The sequence below is a fragment of the Tannerella forsythia genome, from assembly GCF_003860135.1.
In the GTDB taxonomy this organism is placed as follows: Bacteria; Bacteroidota; Bacteroidia; order Bacteroidales; family Tannerellaceae; genus Tannerella; species Tannerella forsythia_A.
Genome location: NZ_RQYN01000085.1, coordinates 1 through 6,305, shown reverse-complemented (window position 1 = coordinate 6,305; position 6,305 = coordinate 1). Strand labels below are relative to the sequence as shown.

4 protein-coding genes and 1 pseudogene are annotated in these 6,305 nt (G+C 49.4%); all 5 read right to left on the bottom strand.

Translation table 11 applies throughout. The features are described from left to right. Positions 1-510 precede the first annotated feature (510 nt). Positions 511-2,271 (bottom strand): ArnT family glycosyltransferase, encoded by a 1,761-nt coding sequence (locus EII41_RS13055; RefSeq protein ID WP_124790938.1) that lies wholly within the window; start codon positions 2,269-2,271, stop codon positions 511-513. 80 nt (positions 2,272-2,351) lie between these two features. Next, a complete protein-coding gene (locus EII41_RS13050) occupies positions 2,352-3,452 on the bottom strand; it encodes an LptF/LptG family permease (protein ID WP_124790937.1) in 1,101 nt (366 codons plus the stop codon). Further along, positions 3,453-4,583: a tRNA guanosine(34) transglycosylase Tgt gene (gene tgt, locus EII41_RS13045; protein ID WP_124790936.1), complete on the bottom strand. Its 1,131-nt coding sequence runs from the start codon at positions 4,581-4,583 to the stop codon at positions 3,453-3,455. Positions 4,584-5,298: 715 nt separating this feature from the next. Further along, positions 5,299-5,913: a T9SS type A sorting domain-containing protein gene (locus EII41_RS14690; protein WP_317615878.1), complete on the bottom strand. Its 615-nt coding sequence runs from the start codon at positions 5,911-5,913 to the stop codon at positions 5,299-5,301. A gap of 116 nt (positions 5,914-6,029) precedes the next feature. Further along, positions 6,030-6,305, bottom strand: a pseudogene (locus tag EII41_RS14685) (BACON domain-containing protein); the annotation flags it as partial.

Below are 6,305 nucleotides of genomic sequence, written 5' to 3'. Positions count from 1 at the left end.
TCTATTGATGTTTATGCAGAACGAACAGCATCTATGGGAGGCTACCCAACAAAACCCTTAGGCGAACTTACTCCATATAAGAAATATAAAATTAAACACTATTGTCCGTGGAAAAAATATTCAAAAGTGCAGAGCGAAAAATAAATTTTTCCCCATACACTTTTTAGTAGTTTTGTGTTCACTACAACGCAATACTACAATGAACAAAAACACATATTTTTTCGGACAATCTGTTTTCGGACAGCTCATATCTTTGATTGATAACCGCATGATCACCCGAAACAGCGCTAAGCACAATGCCGACCGCTATATGAGGACAGTATCCCTGTTTTATGTAAGCCTGAGAACGGCTTGTATGCTCCTACTATGTCCATCAATGAAGGATATTAGACATTTTAGCTGTATTGAGTGCGATTTTCGTTTAGGTTTTATAGAGGAAAGATACAAAATATGATTCATTCGCAAGCTTTTAATCGTAAAATGATGACGAACCGTCCATCATTAAGCGGGTCACTTTCTCACAAAACGCGACAATACGACCCGAGCTTTTACATCGGCCAGAATACGGTCGGAGGTGCGCAGCTCTTCAAACGTGTAGACTCCCGCATAACGTTCGAGGATTTTAGGATAGTCCCTCTCATCGGCTAAGAAATAGCCTGTTTGCGGTTGCTCGGTCTCGAAATTATGGAAGCAGTTGCCAAGATAAAAATTCAAACCATACAAGTTCGTATATTGACGCAGGTTATTCATGACAAAAAGCTTGTCCTTATTCAGCGAATATGTGTCACGGATTTCTCGGGCAAACGCACGCGAGGAGTTCTCGTTTCGGATTCCGCGCATCACGATACCGTCGATAAAGAGATGAACGCAAAACACCAAAAAGATAGACGCATACAACATCTTGATGTTGATCTTCTTGAACAGTTGGTAATAACTTGTCAGCAATGCGCTCAGTAGCAATATCAGGACGATGATGGTCGGCACCGAAGGACGAAAAGCATGGCTAACCGCTTCAATGCTCTGCAAGGCCGAGAGCTTCGTCGTATAATTGCCCGCCAGCGCCACGAGGTCTACCATCCCTGTCATACTGAGTAGGGCGGTCATGAAAGCTACGCTGGCCACGCCTGTCAACACGCCGGCGAAGACGCGCGTCAGCTTCGAACGATGCTCTGTCAGATAGAGAATGCCCTGCGACATAAACAACGCGATAAACGGATACGCCGGCATCAGGTAAACACTCCGCTTGCTACTCGGCAACATATAGAAGAACACGATACACACAGAAGCCACCAGACTGAACAAGCGTACCTTATCGAGCGACAGGATGTTGCTCCATACGTTTCTCAGCCATGTCCCGAGACGTCCCTGCAGCTTCCGCCTACGCATCCCGAACAGAGAGAAAAAGAGCAGCAGCGTCCACGGCATAAATCCCGCCGCAAGGGTGATGAAGTTGTACCAGAACCCTTCCTTATGTCCCAATTCATACGATATATTAGCCTCGCTTAAGTGGAAGAAACGTCCGAAGTTTTCGGCCAGCACAACGTTTAAAAATTCATCGCCCCCCTGCTTCCACGCTTCGATATACCAGAGCATCGGAATAAACAGCGACGCCACAAACGTATAGAATAACGCCTTGAATATCCGCAGAAAGTTATATTTGCGTAACATCAACAGATAGACGCCAAAGACAAACAGGGGTAAAATAATACCGACGGGTCCTTTTGTGAGCACAGCGCCACTGAACAGCAACGGAATCCCCACAGGTAACCCTTTCAGGGATAGTTTTTCCTCCCATCGATACATTTGTATCAGTCCGGCCACCATAAAAGTAGTCAGTACCATATCGACACGCGCGGTCATCCCCGCACGATGAATCTCGACACAAGTAAACAACAAGCAAACGGCAATAAACGCTTCTTGAAAACGCACGCGACGACCCAAAAAGATCAGTACGATGGCCATCAGCGCCGTATAAGCTATCGCCGAAGGCAAGCGCGCTGTCAGCTCACTCACATAGCCTTGCGGCAGCGAACAGGCAGCCATCAACCAATGCACCATCGGCGGTTTGTAGGCAAATTCATCGGCATAAACGGTCGGCAGTGTCCAGTTACCCGTTTCGAGCATCGACACGGCCACGGCAGCCTCGCGCGGTTCGCCTTTGGTCGAAAAATCGCCGGTCGCAATCCACGGGAGAATCGAGAACAGACACACGAAGATGACCGTACTTACGGGTTTCTGTAGATAAAGATATTGGAGAGCAGACGTGCGCATAAATTTTCTTCTTTATTATTTTTGTATCCGACGAATACGAATACAAAAGAACGATTTTTTTTGCAAACCGCAAAGCACGTTCATCGCGGAGCCTTCCGGTAAAGATAAATCGTAATGAACAGATAGAGGATATTGGGAATCCAAACGGCCACCATCGGACTCACATACCCGCTGATGGCAAAGGTCGATGTGATTTTTGAGAACAGAATATATGAAAAACTCAATCCGAACCCGATCCCGATATTCAGTCCCATTCCCCCTTTCATCTTACGTGAAGAGAGTGAAGCCCCAATGAGAGTCAGGATAAAAAACGACATGATTGTCGCTATCCGTAGATGATATTCGATTTCAAAGAGCTGAATATTCGCGAGGCGCCGTTCTTTCTGCCGCTCAATATGACGCGCCAACTGTGGCATCGTCATCGTCTCACAGTCACTTTCGGAAATCAGGAAATCGGAAGGCACGAAAGTCAAGGTCGTATCTTTTCGTGTGCCGGTCGAAATTTTCTCGCGCATCCCGTCGAAGTCACGGATCACGTAATCGATAATCGTCCAAGTATAGAGCGAATCGTATTTGATCGACTGAGCAGTCAGACGGGAAACCAATTCATTTTCTTCGAATTTATCTATCGAAAAGCGATAACCCATTGAGGAAGAGGCGTCGTACCGATCAAAGTACGCAAAAACGTTCGGTTCGATTTCGAGTTGAATATTCCTCGCCGACGATACTTTCTTATCCCGGATATGCGTATTCTGAAACTCGATACGGACCTTGTTCGCCGGAGGGATAATATACGCATTCAGTACATAGTTGGCTGATGCTATGATCGTAGCCGAGATCAGATAAGGACGCATCAATCTGCGAAAACTGATGCCGCTGGCGAGCATGGCGATGATTTCAGACCTGTCGGCCAGTTGCGACGTGAAGAAGATCACGGTGATGAACGTGAACAGCGGACTGAAAATGCTGATAAAATAAGGAATAAAATTCAGATAGTAATCGAAAATGATTCCGCGCATCGTAGCCGTAGCTTTAGGCCCGACGAAATAGTCGATCTTCTCGTTGAAGTCAAAGACGACGGTGATCGCAATCACCAATAGAATGGTGAAGATATAGGTACCCAGAAATTTCCGGATAATATACCGGTCGATCTTTGTCAATCTGAAATCTTTTATTCGCATTTAGATTCGTTGGGATAAAGGTCCGATCATGCTGCTCTTCCACGTCATGAAATCCCCTGCGATGATATGCAGTCGCGCCTCTTTGACCAGCCACAGATAGAACGCGAGGTTATGGACGGAAGCGATCTGAAGCGCCAGCAGCTCATCCGCTTTGAACAAATGATGCAGGTAAGCCCGGCTGTAAAGCGTATCGACGTACGAATGCGCATCCGGGTCAATCGGCGAAAAATCGTCAGCCCATTTGCGGTTGCGCATGTTCATCGTACCGAAGCGAGTGAAGAGTTGACCGTTACGCCCGTTGCGTGTCGGCATGATACAGTCGAACATATCCACGCCTCGTTCGATGGCTTCGAGCAAGTTCACCGGCGTACCGACTCCCATCAGGTAGCGAGGCTTGTCTTTCGGCAGAATACCATTGACCAGCTCAACCATTTCGTACATTTTCTCTGTCGGTTCACCTACCGCCAGTCCGCCGATTGCGTTCCCATCGGCTCCGATCGCAGCTACGTTTTCGGCTGCCCGTGTGCGCAAATCGGGATAGACACAGCCCTGCACAATGGGAAAAAGGCATTGGCTGTATCCGTATTTCGGCTCCGTTTCGTTAAACCGTTTCACGCAACGTTTCAGCCACTGTTCGGTCAAATCGAGCGATTTCTTGGCGTATCCGTAGTCGGCATCGCCCGGACAACATTCATCGAACGCCATCATGATATCCGCACCGATGGTACGTTCAATATCCATCACCCTCTCGGGCGAAAAGAAATGCTTGCTGCCGTCGATATGGGAACGAAACTCTGCCCCTTCGGAAGTGAGCTTCCGGTTTTCGGCCAACGAAAACACTTGAAAACCGCCGCTATCGGTAAGAATAGGGCGATTCCAACTGTTAAACCGATGCAATCCCCCCGCCTTCTCGAGTATATCAAGTCCCGGGCGAAGGTAGAGATGATACGTGTTACCCAGAATAATCTGTGCGCGAATATCTTGCTCCAATTCGGGAATATGGACGGCTTTGACCGTGCCTTGCGTCCCGACGGGCATAAATATGGGCGTTTCGATGATCCCGTGATCGGTCGTCATTACTCCGGCACGCGCCTGCGACTGCGAGTCTGTTTGTACGAGCTCGAATTTCATGCGGCAAAGTTACATTATAATGTCACATAATCATAGCATCGCTGATAGATTTCGACTATTTGGCATGTTTTGACGAACAACTCAAAACGCCTTAGCATTAAATCAAAACGCTAAAAACAAAGGCTTTGTGAATTGGATGGATAAACCCAAATTACGCGATACACAATTCGGCGTTTACCATTATTTAATTGTTAATTGTCAATGGCTAATGGTTATGCCCTTGCGGGCGTTGAGTTGTTGAGTTGTTTGCCGTGTAGGGGCGAACCTGTGTGTTCGCCCTTCGAAGGCGTGGATATGAACATCCCCCCTGCCCCCCCTTCGAAGGGGGGAAGAGCGAAGCGAAGGGAGGTGTTATTCCTTCAAAGGGGGAATTTACGATGTTCCGAACGCAAATGAACACAAATGGCGCAAATTAACGCAAATTTAAAAAAGTAGCAAAGTAGTCAAAGGTAGTCAGAGTAGTAAAGAATAACCATTGACAACTGACAATTAAACTTGTGCAACTTGTCATAAACTTGTGGTATCTGAATGCTGATGACTGAATGCTGAATAACCATTGACAATTAACAATCAAATTCGCGTTTATTTGCGCCCATTCGCGTCATTTGCGCGTTCTGATAACCTGCCAACACGACACAAAAAAATAAGGGCGAACACACAGGTTCGCCCCTACATTGACTACATTGACTACTTTTCACTATTCACTTTTCGTTTTTCACTTCACAAGGATTTTCCTTACCTGTTCTCCTACGCGCACCAGATACATGCCAGGGGCTAACGGCTGTACATGGTCTCCGGCGGTGAGCGCGAATGTTTTCACTAACGCGCCCTCTACATGATATATATGTACCGTCTGCGCTGTGGGCAGTGTGAGATGCAGCGCTCCGCCGTGGGCGTAGACACGCAGCCCGTCGATCGTTTGATTGCCGACGGTGTACGTAAACGTGAACGGTACCGTGACGTTTTGCAACGCGTATCCGGCCGTGGGCGTGAAGGCGAGGTTGCGCAGCGCGCCTTTGTAGCTGCCTTTCGACGTGCCGGGCACGGCGGTGCAGGCGAGCGTCAGCAGATCACGTTTCTCGATCGTGCCGCCGGCGCGCAGTCCGCCGGGCTTCATCTCTACGCGGTTGCCTGTCACGGTGACGGTATAGCCGTCGGCCAGTGCCGGATCGGGCGCGGTCTTCTTCGTGTCGAGGGCGAAGCCTTTGGGCAGCTCGACGTCGAACGAGAGGGTAAAGTCGGCATCGGAGGGTGCCGTTAACGCGATGCGGAGCGTGTTATCGCTTCCCGACGTGACGGTAACCATCTGCTCGGCCGGAACGACGCGCACGCGGCAGGTAGTCTGTTGTCCGCCGACGTTGGCTACGACGGTGATTTCGGTCCGTCCGGGCTTGAGGGCGGTGACGGTACCGTTGGCGCTGACGGGGCGCTGACGGTGGCGATGTCATCGTTCAGGGAGTACCATTTCACGCCGCGGTTGATGTCCGCGTCTTTGGGATAGGCCGTGACGACGAGTCGTTGCGAGGCGCCGACGGGCAGCGTGAGTTCCGTATAATCGAGGGCGAGGAACTTCGGCCCGGGTTTCGGGTGTTGCGTGACGGTAACCGTATCTTTCAACGCGCCGGAGACGAAGAAGATTTTAGCCGCGCGGGGCCACTCGTCGGCGTAGGCCGGGGCGGTGACGGTGATCGTGCCGTCGCCTGTACCGGAAGCGGCCGAGAG

What these genes read in the sequence shown, in the direction of transcription:
- EII41_RS13050 (WP_124790937.1), bottom strand. Translation starts at nt 3,452, where the DNA reads ATGCGAATAAAAGATTTCAGATTGACAAAGATCGACCGGTATATTATC.
- EII41_RS13055 (WP_124790938.1), bottom strand. Translation starts at nt 2,271, where the DNA reads ATGCGCACGTCTGCTCTCCAATATCTTTATCTACAGAAACCCGTAAGT.
- tgt (WP_124790936.1), bottom strand. Translation starts at nt 4,583, where the DNA reads ATGAAATTCGAGCTCGTACAAACAGACTCGCAGTCGCAGGCGCGTGCC.